9 protein-coding genes are annotated in these 13,507 nt (G+C 51.2%); 4 read left to right on the top strand and 5 right to left on the bottom strand.

Translation table 11 applies throughout. The features are described from left to right. Window positions 1–10: 10 nt before the first annotated feature. From ACJJIS_RS01655 to ACJJIS_RS01635, 5 genes are all read right to left on the bottom strand, one after another. Window positions 11–718, bottom strand: coding sequence for a M48 family metallopeptidase (locus ACJJIS_RS01655; RefSeq protein WP_413663460.1), 708 nt, complete (start codon window positions 716–718; stop codon window positions 11–13). Between the two features lie 33 nt (window positions 719–751). After that, entirely contained in the window at window positions 752–1,180 is a 429-nt protein-coding gene (locus tag ACJJIS_RS01650) for a hotdog fold thioesterase (RefSeq protein WP_444892114.1), read from the bottom strand. A gap of 83 nt (window positions 1,181–1,263) precedes the next feature. Continuing rightward, the gene (locus tag ACJJIS_RS01645; RefSeq protein ID WP_475709317.1) at window positions 1,264–1,878 is read right to left on the bottom strand and encodes a DUF2799 domain-containing protein; all 615 of its coding nucleotides are present in this window, start codon (window positions 1,876–1,878) and stop codon (window positions 1,264–1,266) included. Between the two features lie 55 nt (window positions 1,879–1,933). Further along, entirely contained in the window at window positions 1,934–2,584 is a 651-nt protein-coding gene (locus ACJJIS_RS01640) for an MBL fold metallo-hydrolase (RefSeq protein WP_475709316.1), read from the bottom strand. A gap of 50 nt (window positions 2,585–2,634) precedes the next feature. Further along, window positions 2,635–3,528, bottom strand: a complete 894-nt coding sequence (locus tag ACJJIS_RS01635; protein WP_475709315.1) for a hypothetical protein — start codon at window positions 3,526–3,528, stop codon at window positions 2,635–2,637. Window positions 3,529–3,960: 432 nt separating this feature from the next. Here ACJJIS_RS01635 and malT point away from each other — a divergent pair, with 432 nt between their 5' ends. From malT to ACJJIS_RS01615, 4 genes are all read left to right on the top strand, one after another. Continuing rightward, window positions 3,961–6,675, top strand: coding sequence for an HTH-type transcriptional regulator MalT (gene malT / locus ACJJIS_RS01630; RefSeq protein ID WP_475709314.1), 2,715 nt, complete (start codon window positions 3,961–3,963; stop codon window positions 6,673–6,675). Window positions 6,676–6,885: 210 nt separating this feature from the next. Next, window positions 6,886–8,529 carry an alpha-amylase family glycosyl hydrolase gene (locus ACJJIS_RS01625; RefSeq protein ID WP_475709313.1) on the top strand — a complete coding sequence of 548 codons (1,644 nt, stop codon included), beginning with the start codon at window positions 6,886–6,888 and terminating at the stop codon, window positions 8,527–8,529. Between the two features lie 1,018 nt (window positions 8,530–9,547). Next, window positions 9,548–10,756 carry an IS91 family transposase gene (locus ACJJIS_RS01620; RefSeq protein WP_475709312.1) on the top strand — a complete coding sequence of 403 codons (1,209 nt, stop codon included), beginning with the start codon at window positions 9,548–9,550 and terminating at the stop codon, window positions 10,754–10,756. Window positions 10,757–10,824: 68 nt separating this feature from the next. Further along, on the top strand, window positions 10,825–11,181 hold the full coding sequence (locus ACJJIS_RS01615) for a hypothetical protein (protein ID WP_445361047.1): 357 nt from the start codon (window positions 10,825–10,827) through the stop codon (window positions 11,179–11,181). The last annotated feature ends 2,326 nt before the right edge of the window (window positions 11,182–13,507 follow it).

The following is a 13,507-nucleotide window of genomic DNA, read 5'->3' as shown; positions in this document are numbered from 1 at the left end:
TAGAAAAAAGTTACAGGGTCAGGCGGTGGCCGTTATCGCGCAACCAGCGGCGCAACTCTTTAAATCTGGGGCACACACTTTGGACCAAATCCCAGAAAGCGCGGCTGTGGTTATGGTGTTGCAAATGGCAGACTTCGTGAGCCACCAGGTAATCCACTATAGGCTCAGGAGCGAGACAAACAAGCCAGTTAAACTGCAGCTCACCGCGAATACTACAGTGACCCCACTTGCTTTTGGTACGACGGACTTTTACTGATGAAATACTTAACCCCAGCTGCTCGGCCAACACATGGGATTTTTGCGTTAACAATGCCAATGCTTCCCGCTGGTAAAGGCGTTGTAAAGCAGTTTGCAGCTGCGTGTCATCAGGCTCGCGATAGCGGGTATAAAGCCCGATAGCACCATCGCCAATACCGGCACTTTTACTGCTTGTCGCACGCTGTAAGGGAAGCTGTTGTCCCAGCCAGGGAAAACTCTCACCAAAAGCGTACCGATATTGCGGCACCTGCGCAGCGCGCCGGTCGGCTGCGAGTAACTGTGCTCTCACCCACTGGATATTTTCCTGCAGGAATTCATGCCCATAACGGGCTGCGCAACGCTGTGGAATTCGCACTTCCACACCACCGGAAGACAGTACCAGCCCCAGACGCTTGCGCCGGCTCGAACGCACCAAGCGATAGGGAATATCTTCAAAAATAAAGTCCTGGGCCTGTTTCAAGCGGGATCTCCACTCGCAACCCAGGAGCTAATACTAGGCACCATGAGCTACAACAGCCATGGTAATGCGAGAAATACAACTGAGTTTCCCATTGGGTGCATAGATCAGAATTTCCCACACCTGGCTGCTGCGCCCAATATGCACGGGTTTCGCACGACCGCGAACCTCTCCCTCAGGGACAGGGCGCAGGTGATTGGCGTTAACCTCCTGACCGACACAATAAAATTTATCGGTATCCACTAATAGGTTGGCACCTATGGAACCCAGCGTCTCCGACAATACGACATTAGCACCACCATGCAAAATACCGAAGGGCTGGCGAGTGCGATGGTCTACGGGTAAGGTCCCTTCCAGGTAATCATCGCCAATTTCCGTAATTTCCATTCCCAGGTAGCCGGGCATGCATTGGGATATTCCCTGGTTCAGTTCTTCCAGTGAAGGATCTAAATGCCAAATTGCCATTACAATAAATCTCTTGTACGTGTAATACCGGAGCATTAACCCGGACTTTTTTACTTACATTCAGGACCAATAAATTTTTCTACTTACCAATAAAATAATCTGGCAGAAAAAAATCCGGGGGGATAATAGCCGGGTGTTAAATGCGAGGGGCCAAACAAGCCATAGCGAAACAACTCCATATCCAACATCCGCAGCTCCCAGCGAAGGCGGCTGCGCTGCAAGTACAATGCCTGGGCCTGGGCTTCACTATCAGTGTTCCGATAGGCGTAATGCAGGGAAAGCAACTCACGCTCTAAATTATCCCGGCGCCACAAAAGGCGCTGGTAATGCTGCTCTATACGGTATTCAGCGAGACCGCGCTCGTAATTCTGTAAAAACAAATCAGCAGTAGGGCCAGTGCAAACCCCTTGGTAATTACGTCCCCTACGCCCCTGGTGATAGCCATTTTCAGCAGTGCAGTAAGTCTCTACACCCTCTTCATGGCCCTGCAGCCATGCATCGCTATCCACATGCATATCGTAGCTGTCACACTCTTGGGCAATATCGTACACCAGCGACTGTGAGCGACCGCGAGCGCCGTCTTGCAGGCCCCGCTCATACCAGAGCCCCGCGCGGCACTCCTCTTCGGAAATTACTGCGCAGCCGCTTAACCCCAGCACCAGCAAGACGAGAAAAAGACGTATTTTTCCTGCAAACATAAAATGGGACTCCCGGCGCTGTACTTCCCGCCTGTTATTGGAATCCAGGTATCACTTAACCAAAGCGCTTGTCGGCGACAAAAGGATTGGTTTGGCGCTCCTGGCCAAAAGTGGACATGGGGCCATGTCCCGGTACAAATTGAACCTCATCACCCAGCGGCCATAGGCGCTCTTTGATAGAGCGAATCAGGGTATCGTGATCTCCCTGGGGGAAATCCGTACGCCCGATAGAACCGGCAAACAAAACATCTCCCACCAGAGCCAACTGGCTGGGGCGGTGGAAGAAAATCACATGGCCGGGGGTATGGCCCGGGCAGTGGTGCACCTCCAGTTCCTGATCCCCTACAGTAACCCTATCTCCCTGCTCCAACCAGCGGTCTGGAGTAAATACTTCGACAGCGGGGAAACCAAACATCTGCGCCTGCATAGGCAACTGCTGAATCCAGAAATCATCGCCTTTATGCGGCCCCTCTATCGGCAGCTGGAGCTGCTTGGACAACGCCGCAGTGCCCCCTACATGGTCCAGGTGACCGTGGGTCAGCAGGATTTTCTCCAGCTTGAGACCGCGCTCCTCCACCGCCGCCAGAATCTTATCGAGATCGCCACCGGGGTCGACAACAGCCGCGCGCTTACTGTCTTCACACCACAGCAACGAGCAGTTTTGCTGGAAAGGAGTAACCGGAACCAGGTGATATTGCAGCGACATAAGAAAGCGGCCCTTCATCTTTTACAGGAGACTGTTGAGGTAATTGGGGATTATACCGCGAGAGCCTGCTGAGAGGGTTGTGGATGCCGATGAGCGGGCTTATTCACCGTCTTGAGCAGGGAGCGCACATCCTCTATCAGCTGCTCAACAACTTTCGGGTTCCGCCAGTAATCCTCAGGGGGCGAGGGAAAAGCCACTGAACTCAAAGCGCCGTGATCGCTCAGCGAACAAGTCTCATAGTCTCGGCACACCGCCTGGTTATAGGAGGGGCTCAGGGGTTTAAGGGGCCAGCCAAACAGGTCATTGGGGTGATAAAAATTCTTCCAGCGAAAATTGTATCCCCGGGTATTGGAGGTGACCGCCTGAATTTGCTCCCTGGGTCGATCGGCGCACCACAGGGGCATTGTCGGCCCCAGGGTGTACCAATGGCTCAAGGTCTTGAGGCGCAAAAACCTCTCACGCGCCGACCCTTTGTGAACTCCTGCGGGACCGCCTTCACGCCAAACACCGCAACTGACATTGGGCCGCTGGGCGTCCCAGAGGTAATTAGATAGGTTGATACAACCCACCGAATGGCTGATCAATATCACCGGGGCCCGCTCATCAACCTGATCAGCGGCCTTGGCCAGCGCCGCATAGATCTCGCGCTGGGTCTTTTCGTAGTTGCTATCCCGGCGATCCACAGTGCCGGACTGCGCCGCTGTCTGCGACATCCCCAGGAGTAAATATTTTCGTGCACGCAGGAAGTCCAGCTCGCGTTTCTGCATACTCTCAAAGGTGCGTTCGATGTTGCTCTGGAAGTGCTCCAGGCCGGGTAATTCAGCGCAGTAGAGACGCGACCACTCCTCCCCAAGCTCGGTTTCCAATGCCGAAAACAGTGGCTTTGCAAACGTGTTATCCACAGCCCCCATACCCGCAGCAGCAAGGATTACGATATCCGCCATGGCTTCCTCTTCTTATTATTCTATCGGCGCCTTCGCAGCGCTCGGCTTTTTAATTGAATGAACATTGATGAAAACCCGCACAAGGGGCATTCTTACTGCCAAAGAAAAATCGAAAAAATACTGAAAGTGGCGCGAGGGGAAGCTGCACAATAATGCATCCCTTTACGAGCCGTGTGGATACATCACAGTAAATATGAACTAACGTACCCACTAGTGAGCCGCAGAAACTGCATTGCGACGGGTTGAGATGACCGATTTAACCCGAATAGTAATATACTGCCCAAAGCTAAACCGGCGCCACTCCAATTTGCCACCCAAGAGGCAGAATCACCAGAAAGCTGACCGATTACAGTGCTGTAACAATACCCGGGTCCTGGTGCATAATAGTGGCTGTACAAAAATCAAACATTTATAACAATCCCTCCCGCAGCGATGCTTTTAACTTCCAAATACAGCCTGCCGGATTGCCCCGAGCACGCCCTATCGCGCCCGCGCCTGCTGTCGGTTCTGAACCAATGCCACAGCGATCAACTGCTGTTGGTGACGGCTCCTGCGGGATACGGCAAGACCACGCTGGTTACCTCCTGGGCCTCACAGCAGGACAACCCGGTCGCCTGGTATACGCTGGATGCCAGCGATAATGAACCGAGCCAATTCTGCCGCTACCTGGTGGAAAGCGTGCACAGGGCGACCGGCAATGGTGTCCCCCAGACTCACCAATTATTGTCCGCGCCCCAGCGCCCGGACCCCTCAACCCTGGTGAGCCACCTGCTGTCGGAACTGCGGGGCCTGCCCAGCGAACTGCGCATCGTGCTGGATGACTACCACCAGATCGACAACCAGCAGGTGCACGACACTACCCGCTTTTTGTTGCGCCACGCTCCCGCCGGTGTCGGTATTGTTCTCACCAGTCGCAGCCAACCGCCTTTGGGCTTGGCCACCCTGCGAGTTCAAGGGCGATTACTGGAATTGGGCAGTAATGAGCTGGCCCTCAACATTGAGGAAATCGCCACCCTGCTCAAGCAGCGCCTACCGTTTAATCTCGACGGCGACCGCGCAGCCCAGCTGCATCACCTCAGTGAGGGCTGGCCCCCCGCCGTACAGCTATTCACTTTATCGGTGCGCGACAGCAACGAAGTGGATCGCTATCTGGCAGAGCTGGAGCAGGGCCACAGTCATATTCTCGATTACCTGGCTGAGGAAGTGCTGGAGCGGCTGGAACCCCAACTGCGCCAGCTCCTTTCCTGCACATCGATCCTCACCCGGGTTAACGCCCAGCTGGCGGAGCGCCTTACCGGTCGGCAAGATGGTCAGCAGTTGCTGGAAGAAGCCGCGCGCCGCGGGTTATTCCTGCAGGCGCAGGATTCAAGCCGCCAGTGGTTCCGCTTTCACCCGGTCTTCGCCCGCTTCCTGCAGCGGCAAATTAATGACCGCGAACACTTGCTGCAATTGCACAGCACTGCCTGTGATACCTGGCAAGAATTAGACCAGCCAGTGGAGGCCCTGCGCCACGCCCTGGCCGGCGGCGACCGCGAGCGGTTAAAGCAACTGCTCAACGATCGAGGAGAACAGCTTCTGCGCGCGGGGCAGTCGCGCCTGCTGCGGGACTGCCTCGACTGGCTCGGTGACGAAGCCCTGCAACACAGCGCCCGCTTTACCCTCCTGTCCGCAAAAATGGCGCGGGAGAATTTTGAATACGACCTGTGCGAGAAAAACCTGGCGGCCTCGGAAAGCTGGCTGCAGCGGGAGGATCCGGCACAGTGGCGCGACTTTGAAGGCGCCTTTGCCACCATGCGCGCCCAGGTGGCCATTGCCCGAGGGCAGACACTGCAAGCCAAGGAGTATGCCGAAGAAGCTTTGGCCCTACTCCGCGCAGACCAGCTGGGCGAAAGAATCTCCGCTCTGCTGGTCACCGGTGAGACCAGCTTCTGCCTGGGTGCCTTGCAAGAGGCCAACCGCTATATGCAGGAAGTGGAAGCCCTGGCGATCGCCGAACGGGATATCCCCAGCGCCGCCTGGGCCATCTGCCAACAGACAGAGATCGCCTTTGCCCAGGGCCTGCTGAAGAAAGCGTCCACGCTGCAGGAGAAGGTGCAGACCCTGGTGCAGAAAAATCACCTGTCCACACTGCCCATCTCGGAATTTGTGTGCCGGCTGCGCGGCCAGCTGCAATGGGAGTCCGGCGATCTGGAAGGTGCCGAGCAATCCGCTCGCCGAGGTATGCAAATCAACCGCCGGGTCGGCGAGCACTGGCTGCTGCCGGAGTACACCCTGCTGTTAAAAATCGCCCAGGCCCGAGGAGAGAAAGAGGAGTCCCTGGAGTGGCTGGAGCGTATCGAGCGCCTGCTCACTGACGGGCGCTACCACCGGGACTGGATCGCCAACGCCGATGCCACCCGCATCCGCACTTGGCGCGCCCTGGGCAATCAGCAGGCCATCGCCAGCTGGTTGGAACAAGCAACGCCTGTCGCCGACAGGCCCAGCAATCACTTTGAACAGTGCCACGGGCGCAACCATGTGCGCGCGATGATTGAGCTGCACCACTGGTCCGATGCCAACCGCCTGTTGAGCCGCCTGAAACAAGTCGCCAACGAGTGCGGCCTGGAAACAGATCGCCTGCGTAACCGGGTGCTGGAATCCCACCTGCTGTGGCTGCGGGAGCAATACCCGCAATCTGTGGGGGCTATTAGTGAGGCCCTGCTTCTCTCCCACGAACGGGATTTTCGCGCCAGCTTCCTGCAGATCGGCAAACCTTTAATCGTTATCCTGAAAGCCGCCCTGGAAAATGGCCTGGGAGAGGCGGAGTCCAGCAAAGCCCAACAACTGATCAAAGCGGCACAACAGCAGCCAGAGCTGGACGGTGGTATTCGCATCGAGCTGGATGACACCATTATCCGCGAGATACTGGCCAGCGATGCCGTGCCAGACTTCCTGCGCCACTCCCCACTCACCCCAAGGGAATGGCAGGTACTGAATGCGATTCACTCGGGGCTGTCGAACGAAAAAATCGCCCGTCACTTTAAGGTGGCGCCGAGCACCATCAAGACCCATATTCGCAGCCTCTACCAAAAGCTGGACGTCAAGGATCGCCAGGAGGCCATCGCCCTGGCCGAGCAAATGCTTCGCTCGGTCCAGGACAAGCCCTAAACAGTCCTGCTCCAGCGGCACAGGGACGTGCCCACTATGCTCCTCATCCCCCGCCCGCCAATACCAAACCACCCCAGACCGGTCACCCTTTACCCCGCTCTCCCCCCTCGCCGGGGAGGAGGAAGCCCGCCAATGACTGCTCCATACTCACCCTATCCTTTAAAGGTGGACTATCTCCCCCTTTCAAATAATGAAACAAGGCAGTAATCCATGAGCGGCTACAGCTATGAGTGGTGGCGCAACAGTGTCATTTATCAGATTTACCCACGCAGCTTCTGCGACGCCAACGGAGATGGCATCGGTGATATTCCCGGAATTACACAAAAACTGGATTATGTAAAATCCCTCGGCGTAGACGCCATCTGGATCTCACCCTTTTTTAAATCGCCGATGGTGGATTTTGGCTATGACGTTGCCGACTACCGCGATGTAGACCCTATTTTTGGCAACCTGGAAGATTTCGACCGAATGATCGAAGCGGCCCACGAGCGCGGCCTGAAAGTGATTATCGACCAAATCCTCAGCCACACCTCAGACCAGCACCCCTGGTTCCAGGAGAGTCGTGCCAACCGCGACAACCCCAAAGCGGACTGGTATGTCTGGGTTGATCCCCAAGAAGATGGCACCCCTCCCAACAATTGGGTCTCCGTATTCGGAGGAGGCTCCTGGCGCTGGTGTACCCGCCGCCGCCAGTACTATTTAGCCAACTTCCTAAAAGAGCAGCCGGACCTGAATGTGCACAACCCAGAAGTCCAAGAGCAGCTGATCGCCGATATGAAGTTCTGGCTCGATCGGGGTGTAGATGGTTTCCGACTGGATGCGGTCAACTTTATTTTCCATCAGCAGGCCCTGAGCAATAACCCGGCGCGCCCGCTCAAGCTCGACGAGAAAGGCCTGCCACCAGTCAATCACTACGACTACCAGTGGCACCAGAATGATAAATCCCAGCCGGAAAACCTGGTGTTTCTCCAGCGGGTACGACAGTTAATGGATCAATATCCCGGTACTGTGACCGTGGGTGAAGTTGGCGACGACAATACCCATAAAATCATGGCCGAATACACCACGGAAAAACGCCTGCACATGGCCTATTCCTTCGATCTATTGACCGAGGATTGCAGTGCGGACTTCCTGCGCGAAACCCTGGAAAAAAACCGCGACGTAATCGACAAGGGCTGGCCCTGTTGGTCGATCAGCAATCACGATGTACCCCGCTCAATAACCCGATGGAACAAAGGCTTTAGCGACGACCAAGCCGATACCAGAGCCCCGCTATTCCTGCTGATGCAATTGGCACTGCGCGGAAGTGTCTGCCTCTATCAAGGGGAAGAACTGGGCTTGCCGGAAGCGGAAATTGCCTATGAAGACCTGGTAGACCCCTATGGCATTAATTTGTGGCCGGAATTCAAAGGCCGCGACGGCTGCCGCACACCGATGCCCTGGACCAATACCAGCGACGACAACGCCGGCTTTTCCACAGCAAAACCCTGGCTACCCATCTCAGGGGAGCACCAACAACGGGCGGTAGAGGTTCAGCAGGACGCCCAGCGCTCCATGCTCAACCGCTTCCGCGCACTGATCGATTGGCACCGGGAACTACCCCAGTCGTTGGCGACAGCAGAGCAGGAAGTGATCGACACCGGCAGTGATTTATTTGCTTTAGTAAGGCGCAGCGACAGCGAAGAAATGCTGGTTGTTCTCAACCTTGGGCAAACCAATGGCACCCTGGAATTACCTGCTGAGTTCTCCGGTGCGCACAATATTACCCCGGCATTGTTTGCTGGCAATGCGGAAGGAAATAGCTTAGAGCTAGCTGCCGCAGACGCCTGTGTGCTACTGCGTAAAAAAGCCTGATTGATTAGCAATATTTAAAAGATGCCCAGCTCATATTCGAGCCTGGGCATCGAGTAAGAATTACAGTCTCTCTGCAACGTCTCTTCCTTTCGACGTCTGCTTTCCCGCCGGCACAATGCCGGCTTTTTTCTCCTTAACTCCAATAACTCATCGTCTATTGCCTGCAATACAAAAAGCCAGATAAAAATATTCGATGTGACTCCCCTCTCAACGTAAGTCTTCGCTATTGGAAATAACCAAATGCAAGGCCAAAATCATCAACTAATGAAAAATACCAACTCATCGAGTTAAGAATCCTTCAATCTCAATTTAAAGCACTACCACTGGAGAGTCACGTCATATGATTTTTCAAATTAAAAATTGAAAAATTCAAAACGTTTATATAAAACCGATAATAGGGCTTATATTTTAGCTACTTCGAAATGGGACTGTCCTTCCTTGAAGTACAAGGTGAGAGAGGCTTCTCGCAACCTTCCCACCCTATCAGTGAGACTAGTTTCCTTAACAAAATATATGAATTGCTTCTCCCAGTGAGTATAAGTTTACCTCTTCTTTCTAAAACAACCGTACTTAATTTCAAATATGTTACCAGGAGACTCCCGTGAAGCATTCAGTCTTACTTGGTACTTTACCGCGAATATCTTCCATAACATTGCTATTCAAACTGTCTTATATACAGCATTTCATATCTTGTTCTACTTTCAATATAAGAATTCAAGAGAAGCTTCTCCTATTTCTGGAGAGAGCGGGCTAAGTCATTGACTTTAAAGGGGGTGGCACTATTGTCACGAGCAAGAAAAGCAGGTAGATATATATCCGCTGTTATATATCTACCTGTTGAGAATTGCGCCAAAGCCTCTAACCTACTGATATTGCTGTGTTTTTTGGGTAATCTTGGATGACTGCAGCAGAATTATATAGAAGGGTGATATAAAGACGCTTCTTTTGAATTAACTGTTGTACAAACCCGCTACGCGGGAGTGGTGCCACTTTTAAATTATAAGAGGCATTTTAGAAAATGCATAACCGGGTATTGCAAAATATATTTTCTGCGTACAGTGGTTATTTATCTAAAACTGCGCAACCACTAAAAAATTTAAAAGCTATCTCCTCGATACAAGAATGCCGTACAAAATCGATGGGAAGCAGTTATTATCGTTGTAAGCACAACCATGTCACTGAGCAGCATCATTCTTGTAGGCATAGAAGTTGCCCCCTTTGCTCAGGCAGAAAACAGCTCCAGTGGGTTGATCAGCAGCGTCGTAAATTATTTGATACAGATCATTTTCATGTGGTCTTTACTATACCTCATGAGTATCTGCCGATATGGCAATACAACGAGGAGAAGCTTACAGATATACTCTTTTTGTCGAGTAAAGAAACGCTATTTGAATTGATGGCAAGTAAGGACTATCACGGCGTAACCCCCGGGATGCTTATGGCTCTGCATACTTGGGGAAGACAGTTAACTTTACATCCACATATACACTGCCTGATCACCGCTGGCGGTTTGACTTTAAGAGAAAACTGGAAAGAAACAGGTGAGTATTTATTACCTGTGCGAGTGGTTAAGAGTTTTTATAGGGGAAAGTTTCAAGCGCTGTTACTAGAGCAGTATCGTGCTGGGCTAATCAAGCTGCCTCCCAGTTGGCCCATTGGCCAGTTTGATATTCTCTTTAAAGCTTGCTATCGCAAAGAATGGTCAGTTCGTATTCAGGATCGATATGAGCATGGACAAGGCGTTCTGCTGTATTTTTCACGATATATCAAAGGTGGCCCGCTGAAGCCAAAGCAGATATTAAACGTGGATCATAAGGGGCTGGAATTTCGTTATTTTGATCACCGTGACCAGCGACGCAAGCGACTAAGATTAAAGCCTGAAGAGTTCTTAAGACGTGTCTTGCAGCACATACCTCCAATAGGAAAACACATGGTACGGAGTTATGGATTATATGCTGGGTGCAATAAGAAAAAGCACGATCTATGTAGTAATCAAGTGGGTTTAATGAAAGATCAACGACTCCCAGCTGGATTGCAAATCCAAGATCTGGTGGTAGAGTGTGGGCAGTGCCATGAATCTACAAAGTTGACTGGCAGAGTGTGGTCTAAGGCGAAAAAAGGAATTTCCTTTATAAAGGGGGCGGCTCGGCAAGATAGTGCCGGCGGGAATGTACAACATGGCGATGAACCAGACACTGCAGGAATGGGCCTCTTTAGTTCGGCCTAAATTCAATGCCAGATCATTTTTTTTACCGCCTGCAGTGCAGGTTATCTAAGCGTTATGGGTCATAAAGTATGAGCAAAGTATGGAGAGAGATCGCAGACCCCAAAAAGCACATTGACTACATGAGCACTCGAAACGAAGGTGGTGTACCAGTTGAAGCTTCAAGAGATAATCTAATTGAAAAATGGGTTTACTTTGCAGACGTATGCAATTTCATTTTCCAGTTTGCGAGCATTGACCAAGTACTAGAGTGTAAGGATTACTTTTCAAAGTCTGTACACCCTTCTACTCGGGAAAAGGGTCACGAGTTAGAACATTATTGGCATCCCTGGTATTCAAAACTGCCTAAGAGTATAAATAAAGGCGCCAAGCGTGAGGAAGTTATCAAAGCGCTAGACAGTATTTTAAATATATGGGCCAACCCATAACAAGCCAAGGCTGTCGGACGCTTCGCGCCGCAGCTTGGGGCGTTATGCGTCATCCGGTTGGGACAGCTATGAGAAAAATTAGAATTTTATTCCTATTGCTTTTACTTCTATCATCTATTTCTGTGCAAGCTCTAGACGGGCAGGAGTGTAAGTCGAGCGTAGAAGCGTTCAGAGGTTTTAATGTAGCAGTTTCAAATGATGAGAATTGTACATCTATAAACTGCTCTGGGGTCAAAGCCCGAAACATAGAGTCCGCACTTGCTCTGTGTCATCAAACAGAAAAGGACCACAAGTTTTGCGGTTGGCATGGCAGTCAAATCGTAAATCATGCAAATATCCTGTTGGTTAATCCAGGTAATTACAATGTATCTATCAGCAAGTGCAGCACATAACAAGGCGCTGTTGTCGCAGCCTGTGGCTGCTGGGACGTCCCACTGCGTGGTCCGCCCCAAAGCTTGGCGTTAGGTGCCCAATTAAATGAATAGAGTGCTAACCGGCATAACATCACTTTTACTGGTTTTTAGTGGCTTAGTGCACCAGTATTTAGGCGGTCTTCGGATAATACTCAATGGGAAGCCTGGGTTTAGTAGTTCGCTAGTAAGCTCGGGAAGTGGAGACAGTTTCCTGGTTCAGCTCAGTATGTATGCCTTTGCGGTAAGTCTTTTGGCCGCAATGGTAAATAAAGCCATCAACAAATGTTTCATTATTAATGTATTCATTTTTTATGGTGTATTGATTCTCGTAAACCTTGATGTACCAATTACAGAATCTATAAAACTAGGTGACTACACGTTGGCTGCGGCAATGCTAATAGCTTCAGTTCCAGTGGTTTTTCACCTAACAATGCGGTCAACCTGATGCAGCATACTCCGCTTCTTTTTTGGGTGGCTACGCCACTTTACCCCAAAAAACAGCTCCATATGCTGCACAGGTTACCTTGGCGTTATGCGTAAAAATGAATCATAAACTTCGATATATTCTAGCATTCACTTTGGGCTCAGCTTTAGCTGTAATCCTTTGGTTTTCTATTGCTACTTCACATCCAATATTTATGCAGCTAAAAGTTTCTGGGTTAATTCCTCCGGTAATCGCTAGCCTGGTTGCTGGTGCTGTAACATCTGCAATACTTCCTAGCAAAAAAGTATCATTAACTTTCTTATTAGGTTGTTTGGTGGCTCTTCCAATGCTTCTATTTCTCTTATGGCATGGGTTTAGTCATCTTGGGCGCAACCCTCTGTTGTGGTATTGGCCAATTTATGTTCCTCCCGCGTTTCTTCTTGGGGGCCTTTTAACTAGAGGGGTATGGCGTGCCGCATAACCAAGCAATCTTGCGGAACTCCGTGAGCTGTCACCTTGTTTGCAAAAACACGCAAACAAGTCGCCATCCCACTCCGTCGCGCAAATTGCGGCGTTATTGTGGCGGTCAATTTTTAGATGGTTTGTAGTTGCTGCAAGTAACAATCTCTACCTGAACACGCTTCGCCAGAGAGTTTTCCTGCAAACTGGCACCGTAGTTTCGTTCAAATGCCTTCGTTTTAAGCCAACAAGTTCTGCAAGTTAGCTGCCGCATTGTGGAGTGCCAGGCGGATAGTTAATTGGTGGGGAAAGTATGGTACTTTTCCCTGTAAATTTATCGGGCAGTGGCCAGCCAAAGTTGGCTGGCAGAGAGCAAGTAGGTCGTTCAGTGTGCGCCAGCTATAACCAGGCCAGGCAAGATCGCCCAGCCGGAGGCTGGGCTGGACAGCCTACGCTCCGCTTCGGCTGCCCTTGCTGGCAACGTTATAACCAAATCAGACATAAGAGATAAATTTGAGAGCAGTCCATCTATTTTTTATCATTGCCTTTCCAGCTAATTCCTATGCGTGTTTTATTCAACCTGAAGGATTGGCCGAACAGCACGTGTCAGAATTTTTCCTTCTCTTAGGGATTTCTGCAACGATTCTAGTTCTTGCGCTTTTCATACGCTACTTAACAAGCAAGAAGCGTCTATGGGCACCAATAATTAGCGCGCTAGTTGTAGGCTACATTCCTGCGTGTATGTACTTTCTTTTTATGGAAGGTATCGCAGGTCCTGGAGGTGCTTGCGGTAGACCTGAACTCTTACAGGCAGGGCAAACCCTCTTAGTAGGTTTCGTAGCTATCCTAGTGTATGAAATTTTTAAGTATTGGAGAGCTAAGCGAACCAATGGGCTATAACAAGTTGCTGAAATACGTTTCGGTCGCAAAAATTGCGCCCTTCACCGGACAGCCTACACTCCGTTTCGGCTTCCGTTTAGCAAAGCGTTATTGTGGCGGTTAGTTTTTAGGTAGTTTGAAGTTGCTGCAA

The sequence above is a fragment of the Microbulbifer maximicatervae (SeqCode) genome (assembly GCF_056231245.1).
This window is presented reverse-complemented; position numbering and strand designations above follow the sequence as displayed.

What these genes read in the sequence shown, in the direction of transcription:
- ACJJIS_RS01640 (WP_475709316.1), bottom strand. Translation starts at nt 2,584, where the DNA reads ATGTCGCTGCAATATCACCTGGTTCCGGTTACTCCTTTCCAGCAAAAC.
- ACJJIS_RS01615 (WP_445361047.1), top strand. Translation starts at nt 10,825, where the DNA reads ATGAGCAAAGTATGGAGAGAGATCGCAGACCCCAAAAAGCACATTGAC.
- ACJJIS_RS01635 (WP_475709315.1), bottom strand. Translation starts at nt 3,528, where the DNA reads ATGGCGGATATCGTAATCCTTGCTGCTGCGGGTATGGGGGCTGTGGAT.
- ACJJIS_RS01650 (WP_444892114.1), bottom strand. Translation starts at nt 1,180, where the DNA reads ATGGCAATTTGGCATTTAGATCCTTCACTGGAAGAACTGAACCAGGGA.
- ACJJIS_RS01620 (WP_475709312.1), top strand. Translation starts at nt 9,548, where the DNA reads ATGCATAACCGGGTATTGCAAAATATATTTTCTGCGTACAGTGGTTAT.
- ACJJIS_RS01625 (WP_475709313.1), top strand. Translation starts at nt 6,886, where the DNA reads ATGAGCGGCTACAGCTATGAGTGGTGGCGCAACAGTGTCATTTATCAG.
- malT (WP_475709314.1), top strand. Translation starts at nt 3,961, where the DNA reads ATGCTTTTAACTTCCAAATACAGCCTGCCGGATTGCCCCGAGCACGCC.
- ACJJIS_RS01645 (WP_475709317.1), bottom strand. Translation starts at nt 1,878, where the DNA reads ATGTTTGCAGGAAAAATACGTCTTTTTCTCGTCTTGCTGGTGCTGGGG.